Origin of the sequence: Klebsiella sp. 4_1_44FAA, from assembly GCF_000238715.1 — a bacterium.
Taxonomy (GTDB): Bacteria; Pseudomonadota; Gammaproteobacteria; order Enterobacterales; family Enterobacteriaceae; genus Klebsiella; species Klebsiella pneumoniae.
Window position 1 is genome coordinate 169,585 of record NZ_JH414805.1, and the last position, 23,794, is coordinate 193,378.

Annotated in this window: 21 protein-coding genes and 6 tRNA genes; 12 read left to right on the forward strand and 15 right to left on the reverse strand. The window is 55.8% G+C overall.

Annotated elements, in window-relative coordinates; translation table 11 throughout:
* Nucleotides 1-136: 136 nt before the first annotated feature.
* Nucleotides 137-898 carry a sulfate transporter CysZ gene (cysZ, locus tag HMPREF1024_RS04505; protein WP_004174922.1) on the reverse strand — a complete coding sequence of 254 codons (762 nt, stop codon included), beginning with the start codon at nt 896-898 and terminating at the stop codon, nt 137-139.
* A gap of 230 nt (nt 899-1,128) precedes the next feature.
* Here cysZ and zipA point away from each other — a divergent pair, with 230 nt between their 5' ends.
* The 3 genes from zipA to HMPREF1024_RS04490 all read left to right on the forward strand — a co-directional run bounded on the left by zipA (nt 1,129) and on the right by HMPREF1024_RS04490 (nt 4,495).
* Nucleotides 1,129-2,190 (forward strand): cell division protein ZipA, encoded by a 1,062-nt coding sequence (gene zipA / locus HMPREF1024_RS04500; protein ID WP_004180822.1) that lies wholly within the window; start codon nt 1,129-1,131, stop codon nt 2,188-2,190.
* 69 nt (nt 2,191-2,259) lie between these two features.
* The gene (ligA, locus tag HMPREF1024_RS04495; RefSeq protein WP_009309544.1) at nt 2,260-4,275 is read left to right on the forward strand and encodes an NAD-dependent DNA ligase LigA; all 2,016 of its coding nucleotides are present in this window, start codon (nt 2,260-2,262) and stop codon (nt 4,273-4,275) included.
* A gap of 1 nt (nt 4,276) precedes the next feature.
* Nucleotides 4,277-4,495, forward strand: a complete 219-nt coding sequence (locus tag HMPREF1024_RS04490; protein WP_002913440.1) for a DUF3820 family protein — start codon at nt 4,277-4,279, stop codon at nt 4,493-4,495.
* Here the strand turns inward: HMPREF1024_RS04490 and HMPREF1024_RS04485 are convergent.
* A complete protein-coding gene (locus tag HMPREF1024_RS04485) occupies nt 4,492-5,490 on the reverse strand; it encodes a bile acid:sodium symporter family protein (protein ID WP_002913439.1) in 999 nt (332 codons plus the stop codon). The two genes, HMPREF1024_RS04490 and HMPREF1024_RS04485, sit on opposite strands and share 4 nt — an antisense overlap.
* A gap of 88 nt (nt 5,491-5,578) precedes the next feature.
* On the opposite strand from HMPREF1024_RS04485, the gene HMPREF1024_RS04480 reads away from it, so the two are divergent.
* Nucleotides 5,579-6,505: a LysR family transcriptional regulator gene (locus HMPREF1024_RS04480; RefSeq protein WP_002913438.1), complete on the forward strand. Its 927-nt coding sequence runs from the start codon at nt 5,579-5,581 to the stop codon at nt 6,503-6,505.
* An 84-nt stretch (nt 6,506-6,589) separates the two neighbouring features.
* On the opposite strand, the gene HMPREF1024_RS04475 is transcribed toward HMPREF1024_RS04480, so the two are convergent.
* The 4 genes from HMPREF1024_RS04475 to HMPREF1024_RS04460 all read right to left on the reverse strand — a co-directional run bounded on the left by HMPREF1024_RS04475 (nt 6,590) and on the right by HMPREF1024_RS04460 (nt 6,988).
* Nucleotides 6,590-6,665: transfer RNA gene (locus HMPREF1024_RS04475), tRNA-Lys, on the reverse strand.
* A 4-nt stretch (nt 6,666-6,669) separates the two neighbouring features.
* Nucleotides 6,670-6,745 (reverse strand) — tRNA-Val (locus tag HMPREF1024_RS04470).
* Between the two features lie 46 nt (nt 6,746-6,791).
* Nucleotides 6,792-6,867: transfer RNA gene (locus HMPREF1024_RS04465), tRNA-Val, on the reverse strand.
* Between the two features lie 45 nt (nt 6,868-6,912).
* A tRNA-Val gene (locus HMPREF1024_RS04460) sits at nt 6,913-6,988 on the reverse strand.
* A gap of 259 nt (nt 6,989-7,247) precedes the next feature.
* Between HMPREF1024_RS04460 and gltX the strand changes: the two genes are divergently transcribed.
* Nucleotides 7,248-8,666 carry a glutamate--tRNA ligase gene (gltX, locus tag HMPREF1024_RS04455; protein WP_004145598.1) on the forward strand — a complete coding sequence of 473 codons (1,419 nt, stop codon included), beginning with the start codon at nt 7,248-7,250 and terminating at the stop codon, nt 8,664-8,666.
* Between the two features lie 51 nt (nt 8,667-8,717).
* Here gltX and HMPREF1024_RS04450 read toward each other — a convergent pair whose 3' ends face one another.
* Both HMPREF1024_RS04450 and HMPREF1024_RS04445 read right to left on the reverse strand, forming a co-directional pair.
* On the reverse strand, nt 8,718-9,110 hold the full coding sequence (locus HMPREF1024_RS04450; RefSeq protein ID WP_002913435.1) for a YfeC-like transcriptional regulator: 393 nt from the start codon (nt 9,108-9,110) through the stop codon (nt 8,718-8,720).
* A gap of 3 nt (nt 9,111-9,113) precedes the next feature.
* On the reverse strand, nt 9,114-9,467 hold the full coding sequence (locus HMPREF1024_RS04445; RefSeq protein WP_002913434.1) for a YfeC-like transcriptional regulator: 354 nt from the start codon (nt 9,465-9,467) through the stop codon (nt 9,114-9,116).
* A 219-nt stretch (nt 9,468-9,686) separates the two neighbouring features.
* Between HMPREF1024_RS04445 and HMPREF1024_RS04440 the strand changes: the two genes are divergently transcribed.
* The 3 genes from HMPREF1024_RS04440 (at nt 9,687) to HMPREF1024_RS04430 (ending at nt 12,260) form a co-directional block, all read left to right on the forward strand.
* Nucleotides 9,687-9,762 (forward strand) — tRNA-Ala (locus tag HMPREF1024_RS04440).
* 41 nt (nt 9,763-9,803) lie between these two features.
* Nucleotides 9,804-9,879, forward strand: a tRNA-Ala gene (locus HMPREF1024_RS04435).
* A 209-nt stretch (nt 9,880-10,088) separates the two neighbouring features.
* The gene (locus tag HMPREF1024_RS04430; protein ID WP_004151096.1) at nt 10,089-12,260 is read left to right on the forward strand and encodes an EAL domain-containing protein; all 2,172 of its coding nucleotides are present in this window, start codon (nt 10,089-10,091) and stop codon (nt 12,258-12,260) included.
* 48 nt (nt 12,261-12,308) lie between these two features.
* On the opposite strand, the gene nupC is transcribed toward HMPREF1024_RS04430, so the two are convergent.
* Complete coding sequence (nupC, locus tag HMPREF1024_RS04425; RefSeq protein ID WP_002913423.1) at nt 12,309-13,511, reverse strand: nucleoside permease NupC; 1,203 nt, start codon at nt 13,509-13,511, stop codon at nt 12,309-12,311.
* 346 nt (nt 13,512-13,857) lie between these two features.
* Here nupC and HMPREF1024_RS04420 point away from each other — a divergent pair, with 346 nt between their 5' ends.
* Nucleotides 13,858-15,099, forward strand: a complete 1,242-nt coding sequence (locus HMPREF1024_RS04420) for an Nramp family divalent metal transporter (RefSeq protein ID WP_002913421.1) — start codon at nt 13,858-13,860, stop codon at nt 15,097-15,099.
* A gap of 57 nt (nt 15,100-15,156) precedes the next feature.
* Here the strand turns inward: HMPREF1024_RS04420 and HMPREF1024_RS04415 are convergent, their stop codons facing one another.
* Both HMPREF1024_RS04415 and mgrA read right to left on the reverse strand, forming a co-directional pair.
* Nucleotides 15,157-15,516 (reverse strand): DUF2502 domain-containing protein, encoded by a 360-nt coding sequence (locus tag HMPREF1024_RS04415; protein ID WP_002913419.1) that lies wholly within the window; start codon nt 15,514-15,516, stop codon nt 15,157-15,159.
* A 130-nt stretch (nt 15,517-15,646) separates the two neighbouring features.
* Entirely contained in the window at nt 15,647-16,639 is a 993-nt protein-coding gene (gene mgrA / locus HMPREF1024_RS04410; protein WP_004174934.1) for an L-glyceraldehyde 3-phosphate reductase, read from the reverse strand.
* A gap of 180 nt (nt 16,640-16,819) precedes the next feature.
* On the opposite strand from mgrA, the gene HMPREF1024_RS04405 reads away from it, so the two are divergent.
* A complete protein-coding gene (locus HMPREF1024_RS04405; RefSeq protein ID WP_009309545.1) occupies nt 16,820-18,481 on the forward strand; it encodes an alpha-keto acid decarboxylase family protein in 1,662 nt (553 codons plus the stop codon).
* Here the strand turns inward: HMPREF1024_RS04405 and HMPREF1024_RS04400 are convergent.
* Nucleotides 18,478-19,710, reverse strand: a complete 1,233-nt coding sequence (locus HMPREF1024_RS04400) for an ion channel protein (RefSeq protein WP_009309546.1) — start codon at nt 19,708-19,710, stop codon at nt 18,478-18,480. The two genes, HMPREF1024_RS04405 and HMPREF1024_RS04400, sit on opposite strands and share 4 nt — an antisense overlap.
* A 263-nt stretch (nt 19,711-19,973) precedes the next feature.
* Here HMPREF1024_RS04400 and glk point away from each other — a divergent pair, with 263 nt between their 5' ends.
* Nucleotides 19,974-20,939, forward strand: coding sequence for a glucokinase (glk, locus tag HMPREF1024_RS04395; protein ID WP_002913377.1), 966 nt, complete (start codon nt 19,974-19,976; stop codon nt 20,937-20,939).
* 53 nt (nt 20,940-20,992) lie between these two features.
* Here glk and HMPREF1024_RS04390 read toward each other — a convergent pair whose 3' ends face one another.
* Together HMPREF1024_RS04390 and HMPREF1024_RS04385 are read right to left on the reverse strand one after the other, a co-directional pair.
* Nucleotides 20,993-21,730, reverse strand: a complete 738-nt coding sequence (locus HMPREF1024_RS04390; RefSeq protein ID WP_009309547.1) for a LytTR family DNA-binding domain-containing protein — start codon at nt 21,728-21,730, stop codon at nt 20,993-20,995.
* A gap of 11 nt (nt 21,731-21,741) precedes the next feature.
* A complete protein-coding gene (locus HMPREF1024_RS04385; protein ID WP_004149230.1) occupies nt 21,742-23,439 on the reverse strand; it encodes a sensor histidine kinase in 1,698 nt (565 codons plus the stop codon).
* On the opposite strand from HMPREF1024_RS04385, the gene HMPREF1024_RS31450 reads away from it, so the two are divergent.
* Nucleotides 23,438-23,551, forward strand: a complete 114-nt coding sequence (locus HMPREF1024_RS31450) for a hypothetical protein (protein WP_004153200.1) — start codon at nt 23,438-23,440, stop codon at nt 23,549-23,551. The two genes, HMPREF1024_RS04385 and HMPREF1024_RS31450, sit on opposite strands and share 2 nt — an antisense overlap.
* Here the strand turns inward: HMPREF1024_RS31450 and HMPREF1024_RS0127410 are convergent.
* The gene (locus HMPREF1024_RS0127410; RefSeq protein ID WP_004188912.1) at nt 23,548-23,733 is read right to left on the reverse strand and encodes a phytanoyl-CoA dioxygenase; all 186 of its coding nucleotides are present in this window, start codon (nt 23,731-23,733) and stop codon (nt 23,548-23,550) included. The two genes, HMPREF1024_RS31450 and HMPREF1024_RS0127410, sit on opposite strands and share 4 nt — an antisense overlap.
* Between the last annotated feature and the right edge of the window lie 61 nt (nt 23,734-23,794).

Here is a 23,794-nt window from a genome sequence, read left to right on the forward strand (position 1 = left end):
AGCATACCCGCTTAAAGAATATGCGGAAGTAAGGATTTAGCATATCTATATGCGGAAGGGAAATAATGATAAGCAAGAAGGAATAAGCGCGATATAAGGGAGCGGCCTTTGCCGTCCCCAAGTGAAGGTGTTACCGCTATTTCCAGCTGGCGTGTCTATCGCGATAGCAATCGACCCACATGGCGGTGGCGCCGCAGATAGCCACCGGGAGGATCACCAGGTTTAACACCGGGATCATTGTGAACAGGCTGGTGAGCGCCCCAAACTGCATATTCATCACTTTGCGACTGCGCAGCGCTTCGCGCATGGTTTTGAAGGGAACCTTGTGATTATCAAAGGGATAATCACAGTATTGAATCGCCAGCATCCATGCGCTGAACAGGAACCAGAGTACCGGGGCTACCGTCTGGCCAACGCCGGGAATAAAGTAGAGCAGCAACAGCACGATGGCGCGCGGCAGATACCAGGCCAGCTTCTGCCACTCACGCTTCATAATCCGCGGAATATCTTTCATGATGCCAAAGACGCCGACGTCCGGCGGGGTAGCGCCGGTCAGGCGCGCTTCCAGCTGTTCCGCCAGCAGGCCGCTGAACGGCGCGGCTATCCAGTTGGCGATCGTCGAAAAGAAGTAGCCAAACACCAGCAGGATTGAGAGCACTACCACCGGCCACAGCAGGTAGTTTAGCCACTGCAGCCAGTCCGGCACATGGCTCATCAGCGAGGGGATCCAGCTGCCGAGACGGGTAAACAGCCACCAGAAGGCAGCGCCCATCAGCAGCACGTTAACCAGTAAAGGCAGGAAGACATAACGCCGTATGCCCGGCAGCCCGATGAGTTTCCAGCCCTGCGAAAAATAATAAACGCCGCTGCGCGGGGTCGGTGCGGATGATGAAACCATAGCCAGGCATTGCTCCTTTTTTAACATCCGGTGTGAATGCTCGCTTATTTTATCGGGTCGTCAGACAATAACCAGTTAGGAAATGTTCGAAAAAACAGCAAAAAGCACGATTTAGTTCATCTTTATGTGGTGAAAGCGACCGACGCACTTGCACTTGAGGTAATCGGCAAATACTCTTAGTGAGTAAATGTTTGCCGTGGTGGCAAGGTGTTAGAACAACAGAGAATATAATGATGCAGGATTTGCGTCTGATATTAATCATTGTTGGCGCGATCGCCATAATCGCTTTACTGGTACATGGTTTCTGGACCAGCCGTAAAGAACGTTCTTCGATGTTTCGCGATCGCCCACTGAAACGTATGAAGTCGCGCGACGATGAGTCGGAAAACGACGACTTTGATGATAATGTTGAAGGCGTAGGAGAAGTCCGCGTTCATCCGGTGACTCACGCCCCGCACGGCGCGCATGGGGAGCATGAAGCCCCTCGTCAGGCGCCGCAGCACCAGTACCAGCCGCCTTACGAGCGCCAGATGCAGCAGCCTGCGCGTCCTGAAGAACCGGTTCGCCAGCCGCCGCAGCCGCCGCGCCAGGCCCCGGTTCCACCGCAGCAACAGCCTGCGCCGCATGCGGCTCCGCAGACTGGCTGGCAACAGCCGCAACCTGCGCAGCCGCCCGTACAACCGCAACACCAGCCGCAGCCTGTTGTGCAGCAGCCTGTCGCGCCGCAACCGGTGACGCCGACCGTCGCTCAGCCGCAGCCAGCCGCCCCGCAGCAGCCTGCGCCACAGCCTGTTGCCGCGTCGCAGCCCGCCGTCGCGGAACCGCAGCCGGTAGAGCCGCAGCAGCCCGCCGCGCCGCAGCCGAAAGAGCGCAAAGAGACGGTCATTGTGATGAACGTCGCCGCGCATCATGGCGCCCAGCTTAACGGTGAAGTGCTGATCAACAGTATCCAGCAGGCCGGCTTTAAGTTTGGTGAAATGAATATTTTCCACCGCCACCTAAGTCCGGACGGCAGCGGTCCGGTGTTGTTCAGTCTGGCCAACATGGTGAAACCGGGAACCTTCAATCCGGACAGCATGGCGGATATGATGACCCCTGGGGTGACTATCTTTATGCAGGTCCCTTCCTACGGCGATGAACTGCAGAACTTCAAGCTGATGCTGCAGTCTGCGCAGTATATCGCTGACGAAGTGGGCGGCGTGGTGCTTGACGATCAGCGTCGCATGATGACGCCGCAAAAACTGCGTGAATACCAGGATCGTATTCGCGAAGTGAAAGACGCGAACGCCTGACGTTCCGCGTTAACTCAATCCTTTCTCAACCCCCGCCTGTCGGGGGTTTTTTATCATTGATGGTGTGATATGGAACCAATCGAACAACAACTGACTGAACTGCGAACCACGCTTCGCCATCATGAATATCTGTACCACGTTATGGACGCGCCGGAAGTGCCGGATGCGGAATATGACCGCCTGATGCGCAAGCTGCGCGAGCTGGAGAGCCAGCACCCGGAGCTGATTACCCCGGATTCGCCAACTCAGAGGGTGGGGGCGGCGCCACTCACCGCCTTTAGCCAGATCCGCCATGAAGTGCCGATGCTGTCGCTGGATAACGTGTTTGACGAAGAGAGCTTTCTCGCCTTCAACAAGCGGGTACAGGATCGCCTGAAAAGCACAGATCATCTTACCTACTGCTGCGAGCTTAAGCTCGACGGCCTCGCGGTGAGCATTCTCTATGAAAACGGCGTGTTGGTGCAGGCGGCAACCCGCGGCGACGGCACCACCGGCGAAGATATTACCTCTAACGTGCGAACTATTCGCGCCATCCCCCTCAAGCTGCATGGCGAGAATATTCCTGCACGCCTTGAGGTACGTGGGGAAGTGTTCCTCCCGCAGGCCGGGTTTGAAAAAATCAATGAGGAAGCTCGCCGCACCGGCGGGAAAGTGTTTGCTAACCCGCGTAATGCGGCAGCGGGTTCGCTGCGCCAGCTCGATCCGCGCATCACTGCGAAGCGACCGCTTACTTTCTTCTGCTACGGCGTGGGCGTGCTGGAGGGCGGCGAGCTGCCGGCCAGCCACTCGGCTCGGTTGCTGCAGTTCAAAGCATGGGGGCTGCCGGTGAGCGATCGCGTCACCCTGTGCCACACCCCCGAGGAAGTGCTTACTTACTATCGTAAAGTCGAGGAAGAGCGTCCCCACCTGGGCTTTGACATTGATGGCGTGGTGATCAAAGTCGATTCGCTGGCGCTGCAGGAACAGCTGGGTTTCGTCGCCCGCGCGCCGCGCTGGGCCGTGGCCTTTAAGTTCCCGGCACAGGAGCAGATGACCTTCGTCCGGGACGTGGAGTTCCAGGTGGGCCGCACCGGGGCGATTACGCCGGTGGCGCGTCTGGAGCCGGTCCATGTTGCCGGCGTGTTGGTGAGCAATGCCACCCTGCATAATGCCGATGAAATTGAACGCTTAGGCTTGAAAATCGGCGACAAGGTGGTGATTCGCCGGGCAGGCGATGTGATCCCGCAGGTGGTTAACGTGGTGCTTTCCGAGCGTCCGGCGGATGCCCGGGATGTCGTCTTCCCGACCCACTGTCCTGTATGTCAGTCAGACGTTGAACGGGTGGAAGGCGAGGCGGTAGCCCGCTGTACGGGCGGCCTGATCTGCGGCGCGCAGCGCAAAGAGTCGCTCAAGCACTTCGTCTCCCGTCGCGCGCTCGACGTTGACGGCATGGGCGACAAGATCATCGACCAGCTGGTGGAGAAAGAGTACGTCCATACCCCGGCGGATCTGTTCCGGCTGACGGCGGGGAAACTGACCGGGCTGGATCGGATGGGGCCGAAGTCCGCGCAAAACGTAGTCAACGCCCTCGAGAAAGCCAAAGAGACGACCTTCGCACGCTTCCTCTACGCCTTAGGTATTCGCGAGGTAGGAGAAGCGACGGCGGCGGGCCTGGCGGCGCATTTCGGCACTCTCGAAGCCCTGGAGCAGGCTTCCATTGAGGAGCTACAGAAAGTTCCTGATGTCGGCATCGTCGTCGCTACCCATACCTTCAACTTCTTTGCCGAAGAGAGCAACCGCGATGTCATTGCGCAACTGCTGGCGGAGGGGGTTCGCTGGCCTGCGCCGGTGGTGGTGAAGGCGGAAGAGATTGATAGCCCGTTTGCAGGCAAAACCGTGGTCCTTACCGGCAGCCTCAGCCAGCTGTCGCGCGATGACGCCAAAGCGCGTCTGGTGGCGCTGGGGGCGAAGGTGGCAGGCAGCGTGTCGAAGAAAACCGACCTGGTGATTGCCGGCGAAGAGGCGGGGTCTAAGCTGGCGAAAGCGCAGGAGCTGGGCATCGAGGTGATTGACGAAGCCGAAATGATGCGTCTGCTGGGAGAATAACGTGGATAAAGCGCAGCTGGTCGAGATAGCCAATACCGAAATGCCGTTCGGTAAATACAAGGGACGTCGCTTAATCGATGTCCCGGAAGAGTATTTATTGTGGTTCGCGCGTAAGGATCAATTCCCTGCCGGGCATCTTGGCGAGCTGATGGCGTTGACCCTGCTGATTAAAACTGAGGGGCTGAGCGATCTGGTCCAGCCCCTGAAGAAAGCGCGTTAGGCTTTGGCCGCGTTGGCCTTTTCCTCAGCGAGACGCGCATCGGTTTGCTGCTTGTAGCGCCGCGCCAGCACCGCGCAGACCATCAGCTGGATTTGGTGGAAGATCATCAACGGCAGCACCATGATGCCGAGGATGGAGGTCGGGAAGAGAATATTGGCCATCGGAATGCCGTTGGCCAGGCTCTTTTTCGAACCGCAGAAGACGATGGTAATCTCATCGGCTTTGTTAAAGCCGCAGCGGCGGGCGACAAAGACGTTGACCGCGATGACGATGGCCAGCAGCACCAGGCTGACCACTACGATAAACAGCAGCGATCCCAGACCGACTTTATGCCAGATGCCATTCACCACCGCCTCGCTAAAGGCGGAGTAAACCACCAGCAGAATCGAGGTCTGGTCGGTCTTACCAATCCACTTCTTATGCTTCGCCACCCAGTCGCCAATCCACGGCCGCGATAAGTGACCGAGCACGAAAGGCAGCAGCAGCTGCAGCATAATTTTACCGACCTGCTCCAGACTGCCGCCTGCGCCGTGAAGGTTCATCAGGACCCCCACCAGTAGCGGGGAAACAAAGATCCCCAGCAGGCTGGAGGCCGAGGCTGAGCAAACCGCAGCCGCGACGTTGCCCCCGGCCAGCGAAGTAAAGGCGATAGCGGATTGCACGGTGGCCGGCAGAATGCACAGATAGATAAAGCCGCTGTAGAGCATCGGATCGACATTCACCGGCGCCCACCAGGCAAACAGAACCCCGAGTAGCGGGAAGAGAATAAAGGTGCTGCACATCACCCATAGATGCAAACGCCAGTGGCTGCCGCCGGCGATAATCGCCTCCCGGGAGAGTTTAGCGCCATGCATAAAGAACAGCAGCGCGATGGCGGCGGTGGTCAGATGTTCAAAGAAGGGGACGAAAGCGCCACGGGCCGGGAAGAATGAGGCCAGCAGGACAACGGTGATTAGCGTTGCCGTAAACGGATCGAGAATACGGAAAAGTTTCATAAACGCTCCTGAAAAGAGATGCGCTATTGTGCTTTTTTTCATTTGAGAAATAAAATTGATTTATTGCATCTATTCATGAATAAAAAAGATGAATTACTCTCTGCGTCAGTTAAAAGTATTTGTCACCGTCGCCCGGGCCAGAAGCTTCAGCCGGGCAGGGGAGATGATTGGCTTAAGTCAGTCGGCCGTCAGCCATAGCGTCAAGGAGCTGGAGCATCAGACCGGCGTCCGTCTGCTCGACCGTACTACTCGCGAAGTGGTGCTCACCGAGGCGGGTCAGCAGCTGGCGGGCAGGCTGGAACGTTTGCTTGATGAGTTGACGATTACCCTGCGTGACGCCGGGCGGGTAGGCCAGCAGCTGAGCGGCACCGTCAAGGTCGCCGCCAGTCAGACGATTTCCGCCCACCTTATTCCGCAGTGTATTGCTCACAGCAATCGTCGTTATCCCGATATCGATTTTGTGCTGCACGATCGGCCCCAGCAGTGGGTGCTGGAGAGTATCCGCCAGGGGGAAGTGGATTTTGGCATCGTGATTGATCCGGGCCCGGCGGCAGACCTTCAGTGTGAAGTGGTTCTGGCGGAACCATTTTTGCTGCTCTGCCGGGAGGATCATCCTTTTGCCAGCCTGACAGAAGTGCCGTGGCAGGCGCTGCAGGATGAAAGGCTAATCCTGCAGGATTATGCGTCCGGCAGCCGCCCGCTGATCGATGCGGCCCTCAGCAGACTGGCTATCCGGGCGAACATCGTCCAGGAGATTGGCCACCCGGCAACGCTGTTTCCGATGGTAGAATCGGGAATTGGCATCAGCGTTCTGCCGGCGCTGGCGCTACCGTTACCGCAGGGGAGCCATCTGACGGTGAAACGGCTGACTCCGGTGATGGAGCGGCAGCTGATGCTGGCATGCAGGAAAAATCGCTCGCTGTCGACCGCCGCTCAGGCGTTATGGGAAATTGTGCGTGAAGAAGGGGAGAATTTAACCGCCGCCAGGGTTGAAGATCCGCTATATCAGCGCTGACAGAGGGGATTGCTGCGGAGGGACTCGTGGCAGGGCCATGTTCCGCGCATAGCAAAAAGGCGCCTTTAGGGCGCCTTTTTACATTGGTGGGTCGTGCAGGATTCGAACCTGCGACCAATTGATTAAAAGTCAACTGCTCTACCAACTGAGCTAACGACCCGAAGTGGTGGGTGATGACGGTATCGAACCGCCGACCCCCTCCTTGTAAGGGAGGTGCTCTCCCAGCTGAGCTAATCACCCACTTCGGTACTTCACATTTTGACAGAAAATCCAGCTGGCGAGAAAGTGGTGGGTGATGACGGGATCGAACCGCCGACCCCCTCCTTGTAAGGGAGGTGCTCTCCCAGCTGAGCTAATCACCCACTTCTCAATTTTCTGTTCTACACGGCGGAGACTACGTTAAGTAGTGGTGGGTGATGACGGGATCGAACCGCCGACCCCCTCCTTGTAAGGGAGGTGCTCTCCCAGCTGAGCTAATCACCCCCGCTGTGTGGAGTCGCATTATAGGGAGAGTTGAAAATGAGTCAACGCCTTTTCTAAAGAATTCGTTCGTTCGTCGTAAAATTAAACAAAGCGATCGCGAAACCGGCGCCATAGCATGATTTATAAACAAAAATGGCAAACCGTGACGTTCCGATGGGAACAACATTGAGGAATCAGCCCACGGTGTTAGAATATTGACCCATAATTTCCACCGGACATTGCCGGCTATCGGCATCTTTATTAAACGTAAGGCCAATTCATGAAAATCAAAACTCGCTTCGCGCCAAGCCCAACCGGCTATCTGCACGTTGGCGGTGCGCGTACTGCTCTCTATTCCTGGCTTTTTGCCCGTAACCACGGCGGTGAGTTTGTGCTGCGTATTGAAGACACCGATCTCGAACGCTCCACCCCGGAAGCAATTGAAGCCATCATGGATGGCATGAACTGGCTGAATCTGCAATGGGACGAAGGCCCCTATTTCCAGACCAAACGTTTCGATCGTTATAACAACGTAATCGATGAGATGCTGGAAGCCGGTACCGCTTACAAATGCTATTGCTCGAAAGAACGTCTGGAAGCGCTGCGCGAAGAGCAGATGGCGAAGGGTGAGAAGCCGCGTTACGATGGCCGCTGCCGCCATAGCCACGAGCACCATGCTGACGATGAGCCGTGCGTCGTGCGTTTCGCCAACCCGCAGGAAGGTTCGGTTATTTTTGACGATCAGATCCGCGGACCTATCGAGTTCAGCAACCAGGAACTGGACGATCTGATCATTCGCCGTACCGATGGTTCCCCGACCTATAACTTCTGCGTGGTGGTAGATGACTGGGATATGGCGATCACTCACGTGATCCGCGGCGAAGATCATATCAACAACACGCCGCGCCAGATCAACATCCTCAAAGCGCTGAATGCGCCGGTGCCTGTTTATGCGCACGTGTCGATGATCAACGGCGATGACGGTAAAAAACTTTCCAAGCGCCACGGCGCAGTGAGCGTGATGCAGTATCGCGACGACGGCTACCTGCCGGAAGCGCTACTCAACTATCTGGTGCGCCTGGGCTGGTCTCATGGCGATCAGGAGATTTTCACTCGCGAAGAGATGATTGAGTTCTTCTCGCTGGGCGCGGTGAGCAAATCCGCCAGTGCCTTTAACACCGATAAACTGCTGTGGTTAAACCATCACTATATCAATACCCTGCCGGCGGAGTATGTGGCAACGCATCTGCAGTGGCATATCGAGCAGGAAAATATCGACACTCGCAACGGCCCGCAGCTGGCTGAGCTGGTGAAACTGTTGGGCGAGCGTTGCAAGACGCTGAAAGAGATGGCCCAGAGCTGCCGCTACTTCTATGAAGAGTTCGCTGAATTCGATGCCGACGCCGCGAAAAAACATCTGCGTCCAGTGGCGCGTCAGCCGCTGGAAGTGGTTCGCGATAAGCTGGCGGCGATTAGCGACTGGACGGCGGAAAACGTCCATCACGCGATTCAGGCAACTGCTGATGAGCTGGAGGTGGGGATGGGTAAAGTCGGTATGCCGCTGCGCGTGGCGGTTACCGGGGCAGGGCAATCTCCTGCGCTAGACGTTACTGTCCATGCTATCGGTAAATCCCGTAGCGTAGATCGTATCAATAAAGCGCTGGCTTTTATCGCTGAACGCGAAGGCCAGGCGTCCTGACGGCGACGCAGCTGAAACAACGGCAGGTTACCCTGCCGTTTTTTTTGTCTGTTATTCCGGACTGGCGATGCCGAGGCGGGCAAGAAAACCGCTAATCCCTTCCCGGGCCAGCAGATCGCGGAGCTGCAGCTGTTCTGCCGGAGTCATCAGCTGTAGGGTTTCCGTGATTTGCCGCCAGATCGCGTCTGCCTCATTGACCAGGTATGCACCTGGCGATTCCGCGAGATGATTGTCGGTAAGCAGATGGCGTCTGGCAGGGATGTTGGTCAGAAACTCGCGTACCGGTTGGTCGATAACCACCAGTCGCGCTCGCCCCCCTTTAACGCCGGGTATTGCTTCGGTGCGCCATTGTTTCTCGCGAACCCAGCGATTGATCGTTTGTCTGGCCAGCCCCAGGCAGTCGGCAAGCTCTGCGGGCGTCATTTTATCTTTCAGTTTCATCATGGTTTACCGATCGCGGATCCCTAACCGAAGCAGTAACCCGGTGATCCCCTCGCGCAGCAACAATGACATAAGCTGCTTCTGCTCGCTGGGGGTGAGTTCTTTACTGAGGGTCAGCAGCAGCGATTCCAGATCGCTATCATGGGGAGAATAGATGCCGGGCGTCTCCGCCACGCGCTGGGCGCTGCGGATAAACTCCCTGACTTGCTCATTGACATGGACCAGGCGCGCTTTGCCGCCCTGGACGCCAGGTCGCGGAGAGGTTTGCCAGCCTTCTTTCCGCACCCACTTATTGATAGTTTGCCGACTGTAGCCGGTTAGATGGGCAATTTCTTCAGGTGTCATTCGTTCCTTGAGCATACTATTTCCTGAGTAAATGTATGGGAATTAGCTGCCCATGTTATAGCATCCTTTTACGTGAAAAGGTGACCTGTTTAACCTCTGACTGCGATAAGGCTCGCAATGTCAGCAAGTTGCCTGCTTTTTCAGCGATTGAATCGGGAAGGATAATTTTGCCGTTGACACCTGAGCGAGGAATTCATATTATGCCGCCCGTCAACACGACACGCTTTACGTTACGGGGCTATAGCTCAGCTGGGAGAGCGCTTGCATGGCATGCAAGAGGTCAGCGGTTCGATCCCGCTTAGCTCCACCAAATTCTGCACCCAGCGGATTTGGTTCGTAAAGAAGTCCTGTGGGGCTATAGCTCAGCTGGGAGAGCGCTTGCATGGCATGCAAGAGGTCAGCGGTTCGATCCCGCTTAGCTCCACCAAAATTCAGAACCCTCGCTTCGGCGGGGGTTTTTGTTTTTAGCGGGTTTCATGTAAAGCACTTTCTGGTTACGTCAGTTAATCTCCAGCAATTAAAATCGAAAGTAATTTCAGACTTTTTCCTGATAATTCGCCTTGCCTGCCCTAAATAAGCAACATAACATTTCCCCCATTAAACGTGATGAGGTTTCTGGAGCTTTAATTAACAATAATGCTTGACAAAATTAACATTAATATCAAAAAAACTCTATTGGCCTTTATCATTTGTTTAGTCGCTATTCCGCTGGCTCGTTTTATTTCACCGCAAACGATAATTGACGGCAACCTTATTTATATTGCCTGGCTGCCAATCAGCGTGATGTTTTCTGTTATTTTTATCTTTGGCCGCTATGCGATTGCGCCATTAATTCTCGCGTTTGCCATCACCAATAGTTTTCTCATTAAATTAACGCTGCCGCAGGCGTTTATCTTACTTTTTTGTCAACTGTTCGCCGTGTTTGTCTCCTGCGCTATTCTGCGACTGTTGGTGGGGAAGCGCTGGCGCTGCGGTCCAACGGCAAAACATATGGGGGCGCGGATCTTCTGGGGCGGCTTCTTCGCGCCGGTGCTCCTGAAAATCACCATGTATCTCGCCGGACAATATTTTGCGTTTCCATTAGCTATTACCAGTTACTTTGGTAGTATGCCGTTGATTTATACTGTAATAGATATCCAAAGTTTAATCAGTGCGGCATTAATTTTTACGACGTTTCTTTATTATCCAATGCGGATGATTATCAGTCCGCGCTACGCCCGACGTTTCTGGCAGCAGGAATGTTTACCGTGGCTGGCACCGCAATATCGCTCCTTTACCCTATATTGGTTTATCGCGTTGGCGGTGATATTAACGCTATTGTGTGCGCCGTATCAGTCTGAATTTATTGCCGGTTATTTAGTTCCGGTTATTTTTATTGTCTACTTTATCGGTATCAGTCGAATAGGCCATGCGCTATTGCGTATTTCATGGTCTGTCTCGGCCTTTTTGCTGGTGGTATATAACAAAAACTTTCTCCAGGGGGTGCAAAGCGAGTATTCACTCTCCTTTGTGCTGTCGGTTCTGATCTCCTTTACTATCTGTTTGTTTTATATGGCCGACATCTATGCCCGCAGCGACCGCAACAAACGCCGCTGGCGTAGCCAGGCGGAAGAGGATCCGCTGACCGGCTTGCCTAACCTGCGCGCGCTGGAGAGCCATTTACAGAGCTGTCCTCAGCAGGCTATCTGCAGCCTGCGTATTGATAATCTCGACTTTCTCAGTCGGCATTATGGTCTGATGATGGGGGTGGACTGTAAACGGCAGATTATTCGGGCGCTGCAACCGCTGCTGGGAGCGGCGGATAAAGTCTTCCAGGTACCGGGCAGCGAACTGATCCTCGTGCTTGATGGACCGGAGCCGTCGTCCCGCTTGAACCATATGGTCGCGGTCCTCAACCACAAAAAGTTCAGCTGGCACAATCAGCCGCTGGATTTGGAGTTTGGCGCGGCCTGGGGCCGCGATGACGGTCAGGGTGAGGGACTTTACCAGATGCTGGGCCAGCTAAGCTGGCTTTCCGAACAGGCGGGCAGTGAACGTCGGGTGCTGGCGCTGGACGAGGAGCAGGATCTGGTGGTGGATCAAACTACCGAGCAGGTGCGCCTCCTTATGCGCGTCAAGCAAGTGCTCAAAGATCGCGCGCTGATGCTCTATGCGCAACCGATTCAGAATCCGGAGGGGGAGGGTTATCATGAGATCCTCACGCGCATGCGCTGTGGCGATAGCGTCATTATGCCCGACCGATTCATTCCGCTGATTGTGCAGTTTAACCTCAGCCAACGTTTTGACATGCTGGTGCTGGAGACCTTGTTCAGTATGCTCCATAAGCATCCCGGCCAGCGCTTCTCGGTCAACCTGCTGCCTGCAACTCTGATGCAAAAGAACAGCGCAGGGCAGATTATCGCGCTGTTTCAACGCTATAGCGTCTCGCCAGAACTTATAACTATTGAGGTGACCGAAGAGCAGGCCTTCTCTAATGCGGACACCAGTCGGCAAAATCTTGAAGCGTTGCGCGCGTTTGGCTGCGCCATCGCTATTGATGACTTTGGCACCGGCTATGCGAACTATGAACGTCTGAAACATCTACAGGCCGATATCATTAAGATTGACGGCTGCTTCGTCCGCGACATCCTCACGGACCCGCTGGACGCCATCATGGTGAAATCGATTGTCGAGATGGCGCGGGCGAAACAGATGAGCGTGGTGGCGGAATATGTCGAAAGCGAACCGCAAAAAGCGCGCTTGCTGGAGCTGGGCGTGAATTATCTGCAGGGTTATCTGATCGGTAAACCACAGCCGCTGGGTGAATGACGGGCAAAAAAAAGCCGGGCATTGCCCGGCTCAGATGACTGACGTCTGTTACAGAACCAGCGCCGCAATCGAGGCGGACAGCACGCTAACCAGCGTGGAGCCGTACACCAGCTTCAGACCGAAGCGAGAAACTACGTTGCCCTGTTCTTCGTTCAGACCTTTGATCGCCCCGGCAATAATGCCGATAGATGAGAAGTTGGCGAAGGAGACCAGGAAGATAGAGATAATGCCTTCCGCGCGCGGGGAGAGCGTCGAGGCAATTTTCTGCAGATCCATCATGGCGACGAATTCATTGGAGACCAGTTTGGTAGCCATAATACTGCCCACCTGCAGCGCTTCGCTTGCCGGCACACCCATCACCCAGGCGACCGGGTAGAAGATATAGCCGAGGATACCCTGGAAGGAAATGCTATAGCCGAACCAACCGGTCACGGTGGCGAACAGGGCATTCAGCGCCGAGATCAGCGCGATGAAGCCGATCAACATCGCCGCCACGATAATCGCGACTTTAAAACCTGCCAGAATATACTCGCCCAGCATCTCGAAGAAGCTCTGACCTTCGTGCAGATTCGACATCTGCAGATTTTCTTCGCTCTCTTCCACGCGGTAAGGGTTAATTAATGACAGAACGATAAAGGTGCTGAACATGTTGAGCACCAGCGCCGCAACGACATACTTTGGCTGCAGCATGGTCATGTAAGCGCCTACGATGGACATGGACACGGTGGACATCGCCGTCGCCGCCATGGTGTACATGCGGTTGCGCGACATTTTGCCGAGAATATCTTTATACGCGATAAAGTTTTCCGACTGGCCGAGGATCAACGAGCTCACGGCGTTGAAGGACTCCAGCTTGCCCATGCCGTTAACTTTCGACAGGACGGTACCGATCGCGCGAATGACAATCGGCAGGATACGAATATGCTGCAAAATGCCGATCAAAGCCGAAATGAAGACGATAGGGCACAAAACTTTGAGGAAGAAGAAGGCCAGGCCTTTATCGTTCATGCCGCCGAACACGAAGTTTGTCCCTTCGTTGGCAAACCCGAGGAGTTTTTCAAACATCTCGGAAAATCCTTTCACAAAACCCAGACCAATATCGGAGTTGAGGAAGAACCAGGCCAGCAGGACTTCAATGACAAGCAGTTGAACAACATAACGAATACGGATCTTTTGGCGGTCATGGCTGACCAACAGGGCCAGTATAGCCACCACAACGATCGCGAGGACAAAATGCAAGACGCGGTCCATAGTTGCTCCAAATATGAGGCAGGTTAAATTTCCGTGCACATTCTATGCAACGGCTTTAAAGAAAACGAGATCAATTGCACACTATTGCAAGGAACTGTGACCAATGGCAAAAATAGTGATCCAACATCCACTTTTGTTATGTTACGTAAAGGTTTTAAAAGTTGCATTCTTGTACTACTCTTAATAGCGGGCTGGATCTCGTTTTCTGACGCCCGTATTTCATTTCCGGCCAGCTATTGTTCCCTTCTATCACAGCAATCATTATCTCCATTCTAAATGAACTTGATAATCATTCGCATTTTGATAGCATGAAACATAGCAAAGGCTATATTTCCAGAGGCAGAAGATGACTAGCAGTCGCGTTGAGAATAGCAGTAGTCGCGCCGCGCGCAAGGTGAAGCTCGCCTTAATGGGCCCGGCTTTCGTCGCTGCCATTGGCTATATCGATCCGGGTAATTTCGCCACTAACATTCAGGCCGGCGCCAGCTTTGGCTACCAGCTGCTGTGGGTCGTGGTGTGGGCTAACCTGATGGCGATGCTGATCCAGGTGCTTTCTGCCAAACTGGGCATTGCCACCGGCAAAAACCTGGCCGAGCAGATCCGCGACCATTACCCGCGTCCTGTTGTCTGGTTTTACTGGGTACAGGCGGAAATTATCGCCATGGCCACCGATCTGGCTGAATTTATCGGCGCCGCAATTGGCTTTAAGCTGGTACTCGGCGTGTCGCTTCTGCAGGGGGCGGTGCTGACCGGGGTGGCGACTTTTCTGATCCTGATGCTGCAGCGGCGCGGGCAAAAACCACTGGAGAAGGTGATCGGTGGATTGTTGCTGTTTGTCGCCGTGGCCTATGTCGTGGAGTTGATCTTTTCCCAGCCCGCGCTGGCTCCTCTGACGAAAGGGCTGGTGATCCCCACGCTGCCCAACGGGGAGGCGGTATTCTTAGCCGCCGGGGTACTGGGGGCGACCATTATGCCGCACGTTATCTACTTACATTCCTCGCTTACCCAGCATCTGCATGGCGGAACGCGAAAAGAACGCTATAACGCGACCCGCTGGGATGTGGCGATCGCCATGACCATTGCCGGGTTCGTCAATCTGGCGATGATGGCGACCGCTGCGGCGGCATTCCACTTTAATGGCCATACCGGCGTCGCCGATCTCGATCAGGCCTACATGACGCTGGAGCCGCTGCTGAGCCACGCGGCGGCGACCATCTTTGGCCTCAGCCTGATTGCCGCCGGTTTATCGTCGACCGTGGTGGGCACTCTGGCAGGTCAGGTCGTTATGCAGGGATTTATCCGCTTTCATATTCCGCTGTGGTTTCGCCGGGCGATCACCATGCTGCCGTCGTTTGTCGTCATTCTGCTGGGGCTGGATCCTACGCGCATCCTGGTAATGAGTCAGGTGTTGCTCAGCTTTGGCATTGCGCTTGCCCTGGTGCCGCTGCTGATATTTACCAGCAATGCGAAGCTGATGGGGGACCTGGTGAATACCCGTTGGGTGAGAGGCATCGGCTGGGCGATAGTCGCTATTGTGGTGAGCCTGAACGGCTGGTTAATAGTGGGGTCGCTGCTCGGGGTGGATTAATTGATTCCTGATGCTGAATAAAGTAAAGGGGAGCCGATGGGCTCCCCTTTTCGTTTGTTAGTGATGGCCATGTCCATGACCGTGACCGCGCCCACCCGGGCCGCGTCCCCAGCCGCCGCGGTGGTCATCGCGGTCGTTCCAGCCAGCACGATAGCCGCGCTCCCAGGCTTTATCTCTGCCTTTGTACCAGCCTTTGTGCCAGCCGTTGTCATGACGATGCCAACGGTTATCACGCCATTCATAGTGACGACGCCAGTAATCACGGTCGCGCCAGCTGCCACCGTCCCAGTAGTTACCGTAATTGTCACGATCGCCTATTTGTAATTTTACCGACGGCAGCAGGGTGATTTCACCAGCGTTAGCGACCAGTGGCCCTGCGGCCAGCAGTACTGCTGCCAGAATCAGTGACCTGAACATACTCTTCTCCTTCACGATCGGGGCCGTAAGCGGCCTGTTAACCTGATATTACGGGCCGGTAAAGACCCGCCGCATCGGACGAACTCCGAAAGCGCAGGAAAGAGCACTTTTTGCTAAAGTAACATTTGCTTTACAGCGCAAGGATGGCGTCAATGGCCGCGCACTCCTCGGTGGTGAAATGGCGATTCTGCAGCATGCCGACGGCATCATCCAGTTGCGCGGTTTTGCTGGCGCCGATCAGCACCGAGGTGACTTTCTCTTCACGCAACACCCAGGCCAGCGCCATCTGCGACAGCTTCTGCCCACGCGCTTCCGCCTGCCTGTTAAGCTGACGAATTTTTTCTAATCGGGCTGGAGTCAGTTGCTCCGGCTGCAGAAAACGACTGCTGCTGGCGGCGCGCGAGTCGGCCGGAATGCCGTTGAGATAGCGGTCGGTAAGTTGCCCACCGGCCAGCGGTGAAAACGCTATGCTTCCAATCCCTTCCGTCTGCAGAAAATCCAGCAATCCTTCTTCCACGCCGCGTTCGAACATCGAGTAGCGAGGCTGGTGAATGATGCAGGGGGTGCCGAGGTCGTTAAGGATCTTCACCGCCTCCCGCGCCTGGGCCAGAGGATAGTTGGAGATCCCGACATATAGTGCTTTACCCTGACGAACCAGATGATCGAGCGCACGCATCGTTTCCATCAGCGGCGTCTGTGGATCAGGCCGGTGATGGTAAAAAATATCGACGTATTCCAATCCCATGCGTTTAAGGCTCTGGTTAAGACTGGCTACCAGATATTTTCGCGATCCCCAGTCGCCGTAAGGGCCGTCCCACATCGTGTAGCCTGCTTTAGTGGAGATGATTAACTCATCGCGATAAGGCAGGAGCGACTCTTTCAGAATGCGGCCAAAGTTGCTTTCCGCCGAGCCCGGCGGCGGCCCATAGTTGTTGGCCAAATCGAAATGGGTTATACCGAGGTCAAAAGCGTGCAGGAGCATCTGCCGGCTGGTTTCCACTCGCGTTTCATCGCCAAAGTTATGCCACAGGCCAAGGGAAATGGCCGGTAGTTGCAGACCGCTGCGGCCGCAGCGACGGTACTCCATCGTTTGATATCGCGTGGTGCTTGCCTGGTAAACCATTCTTCCTCCGCCGACAAAACAGGGTGTGTATACGTTTACACTAAACAATGTTCTGCGTGGAGTACACTGCTTTTTCTGCGTAATTATTGCTTTACACTGCCATTATCACCTCCCATCTGGACAGGCGGATCGCTTATTCAATACTCAAATTACACCTGCACCAAAATGAGGATAATGGATATGCAACCGACCTACACTATTGGGGATTATCTGCTGGATCGCCTTGTCGACTGCGGTATTGACCGCTTGTTCGGCGTGCCGGGAGATTACAACTTACAGTTTCTCGATCGCGTCATCGCGCACAGCGCCTTGGGGTGGGTCGGCTGCGCCAACGAGCTGAATGCGGCATATGCCGCTGACGGCTATGCGCGCATCAAAGGGGCCGGTGCGCTGCTGACCACTTACGGCGTCGGCGAATTGAGCGCGCTGAACGGCATTGCGGGTAGCTATGCGGAACATATTCCGGTATTGCATATCGTCGGTGCGCCCTCTACCGGCGCCCAGCAGCGCGGCGAACTGCTGCACCATACCCTCGGCGATGGCGATTTTCGCCATTTCGCCCGCATGAGCGAGCAGATCACCTGTAGCCAGGCGCTGCTGACCGCCGGCAACGCCTGCCATGAAATCGACCGTGTGCTGCGCGATATGTTGACGCATCATCGCCCCGGCTATTTGATGCTGCCAGCCGATGTCGCCAGAGCGGCAGCGATTGCCCCAGCCCAGCGCTTGCTGGTGGAGCCCGCTCCGGCGGATGAAAACCAGCTTGCCGGGTTCTGCGAACATGCCAGCCGCCTGCTGCGGGGCAGCCGACGCATTTCCCTGCTGGCGGACTTCCTGGCGCAACGTTATGGCCTGCAGAAGACGCTCCGGGAGTGGGTGGCGAAAACGCCTGTCGCCCATGCGACGATGCTCATGGGTAAGGGATTGTTTGATGAGCAGCAGAGCGGGTTTGTCGGCACCTACAGCGGGATTGCCAGCGCGCCGCAGACCCGGGAGGCGATTGAAAACGCCGACACCATCATCTGCATTGGCACGCGCTTCACCGACACCATCACCGCAGGATTTACCCAACATCTGGCGCGGGAAAAGACTATTGAGATCCAGCCCTTCGCCGTCAGGGTGGGCGATCACTGGTTCAGCGGGGTGCCGATGGATAAGGCTTTGGCCGCGCTGATGACGCTTTCCGCCCCGCTGGCGGCGGAGTGGGCTACACCTCAGATCGTGGCGCCGGAGGCTGAGGAGGGCGCTGAAGGCGAGTTGACCCAGAAAAATTTCTGGGCGACGGTGCAGGGCGCCCTGCGTCCGGGGGATATTATTCTCGCCGATCAGGGGACGGCCGCCTTTGGCATTGCGGCGCTGAAGCTGCCCTCTGAAGCATCGCTGATCGTCCAGCCGCTGTGGGGCTCGATTGGTTTTACTCTCCCGGCCGCCTATGGCGCACAAACCGCGGCGGCGGAGCGGCGGGTGGTGCTAATTGTCGGCGATGGCGCGGCCCAACTGACCATTCAGGAGATGGGCTCCATGCTGCGTGATAAGCAAAAGCCGCTTATTCTGCTGCTGAATAACGAAGGGTATACCGTGGAACGGGCGATTCATGGTCCAGAGCAGCGCTACAATGACATCGCTCTGTGGGACTGGCAGCGGCTGCCGGAAGCCTTCGCCCCTGACGTTGCTTCGCGCTGCCGACGGGTCACTCAGACGTCTGAACTGCGGGAGGCGATGACGGAGAGCATCACCTCCGATACCCTCACTCTGGTAGAAGTGATGCTGCCGAAAATGGATATCCCCGATTTCCTGCGCGCGGTGACGCAGGCCCTTGAGGAGCGAAACAGCCGCGTTTAATCGGTATGCCGTTTGGCAATCATCAACGGTCTCCCGGCCAGCAGCAGCCAGGCCGGGAGCATCACCATACACAACAGCGGCAGCAAAGTCGTATCCGGGACCACCACGGCGGCCATAAACAGGCTCAACCAGCCGTCGCGAGTGACGACCAGCACCATGCCGAGGATCGCGCAGGAAACGGTGATTGCCGCCGGCACCGCGTCAACATGAGCATGCAGCATCAGCCCCAGCGCTACCCCGACGAACACCGCCGGGAAAATTCGCCCGCCGCGAAAGCCGCTGGCTGAGGCAAGAACCAGGGCCGCCAGTTTGACCAGCGCGATAAGCAGAAAATCCGCGGCGGTTAGCGTCTGGCTGAAGGCCAGCTGCTGCATCTCATCCAGCCCTTTAAATAGCGTTAAGGGCCCGCCTATCGTCCCCACGATCCCCAGCAGCAGCCCGCCGATGCCGAGGGTCAGGATTGGATTTTTCAACCGATGCATCAGGGCATGCAGTCGCGGCAGACACCAGACGGCCACCATGCCGACGGCGATAGCGATCAGGGCGACGATAATGCCGCTGAGAATATCAACGAAGCGCATCTGACCATAGTGCGGGATCGGCAGCGAAAAATGGGGATGGAAAAACAGACCCGTCGTCAACGCGCCGGCGGCGGCGAGGAGGGGAGCAAAGAGGCGATCCCACAGTGGCGTATCGTTGCTGCTATTGAGGGTTTGCGAAAAAATCAGCGCGGCGGCAACCGGGGTACCGAAGAGGGCGCCGATGGTGCCTGAGGCCGCGAGGATGGTCCAGTCCAGCGAGCTGACGCGCGGAAACAGACGGGAGCCGACGGCGACAGCCAGCGCGATATTCACCACCATAATCGGATGCTCCGGGCCGAGGCTGACGCCGCCGGCGAGGCCGAGGATCAGTGCGGCCAGGAGTCCGGGCAGCGCGCCGGTGGCAATGGGAGCGCCGATTAACGACTCGGTCGCTGGATCCGGCCCGGCGTGCCCGGGGCTGTAACGAATGACCAGACCCACCGCGATGCCTGTCGCCGTCAGCATGGCGATGATCCACAGCGGGCTGTCGGCGCTCACCCCCAACTGCGCGGGCAGATTGCTCCACAGCACGCGCTGCAGCAGCGCGGCAACCTTCATCGCCACGATCAGGATCAGGCTGCAGGCGATACCTATCAGGATGGCCGGCACCGACAGGATCAGCATTGTTCTGGCGCGAGGATGGAGCATGGAAATGTCCTTGTAAAAGTGCTGGAGCACTACTTTGCCTTCGTCAGCGGAGACCGTCGATGCAAATGGTGCTGAAACGATAAAGTTAAGATGACATCTGATATCCGGCGCGTCCTTTACAGGCTACCTTGCATAGATTACAAACTAAATGTGACCTGTGTCGCTAAACAAGGGGCGTCTGCGCGTTGGACGTTGTTGTTAAGCCGCCATGAATTTACAGTGTGCCAAAAGATTTATTTTGACTTTAGCGGAGCCGTAACGGAATGACAAAATTTGCTTTAGTAGGAGATGTCGGGGGGACCAACGCCCGCCTGGCGCTATGTGATCTGGCGAGTGGAGAGATCTCTCGTGCAAAGACCTATTCCGGGCTCGATTACCCCAGTCTGGAGGCAGTGGTGCGCGTCTACCTCGAGGAGCACCAGGTAACGGTCAACGAAGGTTGTATTGCCATCGCATGCCCGATTACCGGCGACTGGGTGGCGATGACCAACCATACCTGGGCTTTCTCTATCGCCGAAATGAAGCGCAACCTCGGCTTTGCCCATCTGGAGATAATTAACGATTTTACCGCTGTTTCAATGGCCATTCCGATGCTGAAAGCTGAGCACCTTATTCAGTTTGGCGGCAGTGCGCCGGTAGCGGGCAAACCGATCGCCGTTTATGGCGCCGGGACCGGGCTCGGCGTGGCGCATCTGGTCCACGTTGATAAGCGTTGGGTCAGCCTGCCGGGCGAAGGCGGTCATGTTGATTTTGCCCCGAACAGCGAAGAAGAAGGGATCATTCTGGAAGAGCTACGCGCCGAGCTGGGGCATGTTTCCGCAGAACGCGTGCTCTCAGGTCCCGGGCTGGTCAACCTGTATCGCGCGATTGTCAAATCGGACGGCCGACTGCCGGAGAACCTGCAGCCGCGTGAGGTGACCGAGCGAGCGCTGGCGGACAGCTGCACCGACTGTCGTCGGGCGCTGTCGCTGTTCTGCGTCATTATGGGACGCTTCGGCGGTAACCTGGCGCTGACCCTCGGGACGTTTGGCGGGGTGTATATCGCCGGCGGCATCGTGCCGCGCTTCCTGGAGTTCTTTAAAGCCTCTGGTTTCCGCGGCGGTTTTGAAGACAAAGGCCGTTTTAAAGCTTATGTTCAGGATATCCCGGTTTACCTGATTGTGCATGATAACCCAGGCCTGCTGGGCTCCGGCGCGCATCTGCGTCAGACGCTGGGCCAGGTGCTTTAAGCATTCTTCTCCCGGGCTACCGTCGTAGCCCGGATGGCGGTGCTTTCCGCTCTCTACAGATTCATCAGCTGGCGAAACTCTTTCACTTTACTGCGACTGACCGGAACCTGAAACTCCAGGTCACGCAGGCGCAGCACATAGGTGTTGTTGAACCACGGCTCAATTTCCCGAATTTTGCTGAGATTTACGCAATACGAGCGGTGGCAGCGGAAGAAATGCGCGGTGGGCAGTTTGCTGCAGAATTCAGTAATGTTCATCGGCATGACGAATGACTCCCGGCGGGTATAGACGAATGTCATCTTTTCATGTGCCTCGGCATAATAAATATCATGAATACTGGTGACGATGATCCGCTCATCTTTGATCAGATTGATGGTGTCGTTTTCCCGTGGCGCTGCGCTGGCTAATCCTGAAGCAGCGTTATTTTGCTGCTGCCAGGCGGTGGTCAGCTTTTGCAGCATATTGATGATGCGCGACTCCTGGTAAGGTTTCAGGATGTAGTCAAAGGCTTCCAGCTCAAAGGATTCCACCGCATGTTCTTTCCACGCGGTGATAAAGACGATAAAAGGTTTATGGGCAAACTGGCTGATGTTTTGCGCCAGCAGAACCCCGTCGAGCGACGGAATATTGATATCGAGAAAGATGGCGTCGACCTTGTTGTGCTGGAGAAATTTCAGCACGTCCAGGCCGTCGTCAAAGCTGCCGACGATCTCCATCTGGCTATGGGTGTTAATAAGCCAGGAGAGCTCCTGCTGGGCCAGAAACTCATCCTCCACAATGATAACTTTCATCTTTTCTCCGCTCATGACAACAGCGACTCCGTCAGCGCCTGCGGCGTAGAGTTATTGGGGACATAAAAGGCGATTTCGGTTCCCGGCGTCAGATTGCGGATATGCAAACCCTCGCCGTAGAGAAGTTTCACCCGATGATGCACATTGAGCAGGCCGATTTTGTTACCCGGCATCTCATCGGCTTCCACGCGGGCGACCACGGCGGGATCGATACCGTTGCCCGTATCGCGAACGCTGATGCGTACCCGATTGCCGCACTCGTTAATGCCGATCGTCACCACGCCTTTGCCTTTACAGGGTTGAATACCGTGAACAATGGCATTTTCCACCAGCGGCTGGATAAGCAGGCTCGGGATCACGCAGCTGACGTCGTCGTCAATATCGTAGATGACCGTCAGCTTGTCGCCGAATCGCGCCTGTTCAATAGCGATATAATCTTTGATCTGATACAGCTCTCGTTTGATATCAATCTGCTCATCGTCTTTTAATTCGATGTTATAGCGCAGGTAGCGCGACAAATTAAAAATGAGCTGGCGCGCGGTGTCCGGATTAAGGCGAATCGAGGAGGAGATCGCGTTCAGCGCATTAAATAAAAAATGCGGGTTAATTTTGCTTTGCAGGGCGCGCAGCTCCGCTTTGTTGGCCATCTCCCGCAGCTGTTCGGCGCGGGAGACTTCCAGCTGGGTGGAGATTATTTGCGACAGGCCAATCGCCATCTCCTGCAGCGTCGAAGTGATGCGATGGGCGTGGCAGTAATAGATTTTTAGCGTGCCGGTCACCACCCCTTTTTCCCACAGCGGGATCACCATCAAGGAGTGGATCTCCGGGGTACGGTGGGCTTCGTCATTGTTTTTTATGATGATTTTCCCATAACGAATCGCCTGCCGGGTGGTGGGGCTAATCATATCGTCGTGGCGTTGATAGTTGGCTTCACCGACGCCCACGTAGGCCAGCACGTGCTCGGTATTGGTGATCGCCACCGCGTCGGCGGTAATGTCGCGGCGGATAATCTCGCAAACCTGGCGCAGAGAATCGCTGTTAACGTGTCGAAACAGCGGCAGGGTTTTGTTGGCGATATCGAGCGCCAGTTTCGCCTGCCGCGCCGCGCTGGCCTCCTTTTCCCCTTCAACGCTCTGCACCAGCAGCACGATAAAGCCGATGCAGACGCTGCCGAGGATCATCGGGATACCAATTTTCGAAACAATATCTACGCCGAGACTCAGGGAAGGCGCCCAGACCACCACCAGGATCATGGTCAGAGTTTCACACATCATCCCCGCCAGAATGCCGATTTTCCACCGTTGTTCGCGGGCCACTTTACGATTAATCAACCCCGACAGCAGGCCGGCGACAATGCTGGTGATAAAGCAGGGCACCGCGGTCACGCCGTCGATATCAATCAAATAGCGGTGCACGCCGGCAATCGCCCCGACAATCGCGCCCACCCAGGGACCAAACAGGATCCCACCGGACATCACGGCGATAATGCGCACGTTCACCAGGGACCCCTCAACCGGGACGCCGGACCAGGTACTAAATAGCGCGAACAGCGAGAAAATGGCTGTCACCGCCAGCAGCTCTTTCGGAGTATGGGCCGACTTATGCAACAGTTCGCGGAACAGGCGCAGGCGAATAAGGAAAAAGAGGCAAATAAGCATCAGGGCCGCACGATCATAGACCGCCAGCATCATAGTAAAGATTTCGTGCATGGGTGCGCCGCGTCAGTGGCCAGAAAGGGACATGATAAAAAACCTGACGGCAGAAGACCAGCCGTGGAACCATAAAGCGGAAAAGTCGCACTTTTTAAAGGGGATTAATTAAAAAGCATCGCGATAGCGGCGGTCTTCGCCATTAACGATAATATTCTGTGTTAAGAAAGATATCAGTGTGTTACCACTTTTATACAACCCGGGATTATTCCGCCAATGAACTGCCGCATTTAGCGCAGTCGATACCCGTTTTATATGCCAGGGAATATTTTTTAACGGGCCTCTCGACAACATGAATTTTTTCAGGTTATTTTCTAAACGAGCCGCAACAGCGGCAGCGTCGCTCGGACGGTCC

Coding starts and splice junctions, on each gene's coding strand:
- cysZ (WP_004174922.1), bottom strand. CDS start 898: ATGGTTTCATCATCCGCACCGACCCCGCGCAGCGGCGTTTATTATTTT.
- zipA (WP_004180822.1), top strand. CDS start 1,129: ATGATGCAGGATTTGCGTCTGATATTAATCATTGTTGGCGCGATCGCC.
- ligA (WP_009309544.1), top strand. CDS start 2,260: ATGGAACCAATCGAACAACAACTGACTGAACTGCGAACCACGCTTCGC.
- HMPREF1024_RS04485 (WP_002913439.1), bottom strand. CDS start 5,490: ATGAAACTTTTCCGTATTCTCGATCCGTTTACGGCAACGCTAATCACC.
- HMPREF1024_RS04480 (WP_002913438.1), top strand. CDS start 5,579: ATGAATTACTCTCTGCGTCAGTTAAAAGTATTTGTCACCGTCGCCCGG.
- gltX (WP_004145598.1), top strand. CDS start 7,248: ATGAAAATCAAAACTCGCTTCGCGCCAAGCCCAACCGGCTATCTGCAC.
- HMPREF1024_RS04450 (WP_002913435.1), bottom strand. CDS start 9,110: ATGATGAAACTGAAAGATAAAATGACGCCCGCAGAGCTTGCCGACTGC.
- HMPREF1024_RS04445 (WP_002913434.1), bottom strand. CDS start 9,467: ATGCTCAAGGAACGAATGACACCTGAAGAAATTGCCCATCTAACCGGC.
- HMPREF1024_RS04430 (WP_004151096.1), top strand. CDS start 10,089: ATGCTTGACAAAATTAACATTAATATCAAAAAAACTCTATTGGCCTTT.
- nupC (WP_002913423.1), bottom strand. CDS start 13,511: ATGGACCGCGTCTTGCATTTTGTCCTCGCGATCGTTGTGGTGGCTATA.
- HMPREF1024_RS04420 (WP_002913421.1), top strand. CDS start 13,858: ATGACTAGCAGTCGCGTTGAGAATAGCAGTAGTCGCGCCGCGCGCAAG.
- HMPREF1024_RS04415 (WP_002913419.1), bottom strand. CDS start 15,516: ATGTTCAGGTCACTGATTCTGGCAGCAGTACTGCTGGCCGCAGGGCCA.
- mgrA (WP_004174934.1), bottom strand. CDS start 16,639: ATGGTTTACCAGGCAAGCACCACGCGATATCAAACGATGGAGTACCGT.
- HMPREF1024_RS04405 (WP_009309545.1), top strand. CDS start 16,820: ATGCAACCGACCTACACTATTGGGGATTATCTGCTGGATCGCCTTGTC.
- HMPREF1024_RS04400 (WP_009309546.1), bottom strand. CDS start 19,710: ATGCTCCATCCTCGCGCCAGAACAATGCTGATCCTGTCGGTGCCGGCC.
- glk (WP_002913377.1), top strand. CDS start 19,974: ATGACAAAATTTGCTTTAGTAGGAGATGTCGGGGGGACCAACGCCCGC.
- HMPREF1024_RS04390 (WP_009309547.1), bottom strand. CDS start 21,730: ATGAAAGTTATCATTGTGGAGGATGAGTTTCTGGCCCAGCAGGAGCTC.
- HMPREF1024_RS31450 (WP_004153200.1), top strand. CDS start 23,438: ATGGGTGCGCCGCGTCAGTGGCCAGAAAGGGACATGATAAAAAACCTG.
- HMPREF1024_RS04385 (WP_004149230.1), bottom strand. CDS start 23,439: ATGCACGAAATCTTTACTATGATGCTGGCGGTCTATGATCGTGCGGCC.
- HMPREF1024_RS0127410 (WP_004188912.1), bottom strand. CDS start 23,733: ATGTTGTCGAGAGGCCCGTTAAAAAATATTCCCTGGCATATAAAACGG.